This window comes from Kitasatospora sp. NPDC057512, assembly GCF_042802135.1.
GTDB lineage: Bacteria > Actinomycetota > Actinomycetes > Streptomycetales > Streptomycetaceae > Kitasatospora.
In genome coordinates, this window is record NZ_JBHVET010001080.1 from 1 (window position 1) to 2,046 (window position 2,046).

General features: G+C 69.6%; 1 protein-coding gene. It reads right to left on the reverse strand.

Annotation, left to right across the window (positions count from 1 at the left end; translation table 11 throughout):
- Nucleotides 1-91: 91 nt before the first annotated feature.
- A complete protein-coding gene (locus ACFU6K_RS37805; protein ID WP_380671010.1) occupies nt 92-1,915 on the reverse strand; it encodes a glycosyl hydrolase family 18 protein in 1,824 nt (607 codons plus the stop codon).
- Nucleotides 1,916-2,046: the final 131 nt, after the last annotated feature.

The following is a 2,046-nucleotide window of genomic DNA, read 5'->3' on the forward strand; positions in this document are numbered from 1 at the left end:
CCGGGAGGATGCTCCTCCCGGCGGGCCGGACTCGTCACTTCAGGTGCCGCGAGGGTCCGTCAGGCCCCTCGGTCAATCGGTGGTGCGGGTCTCAGCAGGGGCCGTTGTCGGTCCAGACGCCCCACTGGCCGCTCTGGCTCGGGTCGTCGCCCTTGGTCCACCACTTGTTGGTGTAGTAGTGGCCCTTCCAGGAGACCTTGGTGCCGCCGGCCGCGTAGGTGGTGTTCGCGTCCCAGCTCGGGGCGGCCGGGCAGGAGGCCGGCGTGGTCGGGGTGCCGGTCGGGGTCCCGGTCGGCGTGCCCGTGGGGGTCCCGGTCGGGGTGCCGGTCGGCGTACCGGTGGGGGTGCCGGTCGAGGTCGGGGTCGGCGTGCCGGTCGGCGGGGCCGGGCAGGCGGACGCGGAGCCGTTGGTGGCGCTCACCATCTTGTCGAACAGGGCGGTCTTGGTGCCCAGGTCGTACAGCGAGAAGGCGAAGGCGCCGCCGAGGCCGTTGCAGTGCGCGTAGTCGAGCTTGGCCTGGATCGACTTGGCGTCCTCACCGCTCCAGAAGGTGTTGCCGTCGTAGAAGTACGTGGCCTGGGCCGCGTCGTCCCAGAAGGTCTTGGACGGGTTGTCGACGAAGCCCGCGAGCTCCTTGAACATCTGGATGCCGGGGACGTTGCCGGACATCGCCGCGCCGGCGGCCGGCTGGGTGGCGGGCTGGTACAGGCCGTGCTTGCCGTTGTCCTTCACCCCGGTCCAGCCGCGGTAGTAGAACGGCACACCCATGTTGATCTTGTTGGCGGGGAAGCCGCCCGGGATGCCGTACTCCTTGTCGCCGACCGTCCACGCCTTGATGGCGTTGTCGATGGAGTACTTGCCGTTGCCCGGCTTGGCCGGGGTCGACGGGTCGTCCGGGGTCGAGTAGAGCGCCGCCTGGTGGTTGGTCGGCCCCTGGGCGTCCCAACCGCCGTGCATGTCGTAGGTCATGACGTCGAGGAAGGTCAGGTACTGACCGATCTTGTCGGTCTCGACGTTCATGATCTTGTCCTGGCCGGCGCCGACCGCCGCCGCCAGGGCGTAGGTCTTCTTGTCGGCCGCGCCCTGCGCGTCCAGCTGGGTGCGGAACTCCTTCAGCAGCGCGGTGAAGTTCTGCTTGTCCGCCGGGCTGGAGATGTTGCCGGTGTGGCCGCCGCCGCCCGGGTACTCCCAGTCGATGTCGATGCCGTCGAAGACGCCGGCCGCCGAGCCCGGGCCGCCGAAGCCGGCGTCGGTGGGCAGGTTGCCCTTGATGAACATGTCGATGCAGGACGACACCAGGTGCTTGCGCGAGGCGTCCGTGGCGGCGGCCGGCGAGAAGTACTTGGAGTAGGTCCAACCGCCCAGCGAGAGCAGGACCTTGAGGTTCGGGTTCTTCGCCTTCAGCTTCTTCAGCTGGTTGAAGTTGCCCGCGATCGGCTGGTTCCAGACGTCGCCGACGCCGTCGACCGAGATGTCCGCGCCGAAGCTCTTCTGGTAGTCGGCGAACGCGTCGGCGGCGCCGTCACCCGCGTTGGGGTTGTTGTCGTTCGTGTCCGCGGCCTTGGTGGCCTCGAAACACCCCAGGTCGGTCGGGTGGATGTTGGCGAAGTCGTAGATCAGGTAGTCCAGCTTCCCGGCGACGCCGGTGTCCTGGATCGTCTTGGGGTAGTACGCGTTCGCGTAGACCGACCACTGGTCGTAGTAGGCGACCTTGAGGCCGCCGCTGGTGGCGGGCGCGCCGGTGGAGTTGGTGGTCGCGGCGTTGGCCGCGGCGCCGCCGGACAGCGCGAGACCGGCGCCGAGCAGCAGGGAGGCGGTGGTGCCGGCCGCGATGGCGGCCAGGCTCTTGGGGCGGCGTCGGCGGCCGCCCTGCGGAGCCGGGGTCCCGGCCCTTTCAATGCGTGAGCGCAGCATGGGTGCGTGACTCCTGGTTGTGGGGGTACCCGCCGTCCCGGGGGCGCGCGTCCGGGGTGGGGCCGGACGACCGGGACATGACAGGCATGGGTGGGGAATCGAGCGGATCAGACCATGACGGACTACCGGGA

Bases quoted from the DNA above. Each gene is read 5' to 3' on its own strand.
- ACFU6K_RS37805 (WP_380671010.1), bottom strand. From the start codon at position 1,915: ATGCTGCGCTCACGCATTGAAAGGGCCGGGACCCCGGCTCCGCAGGGC.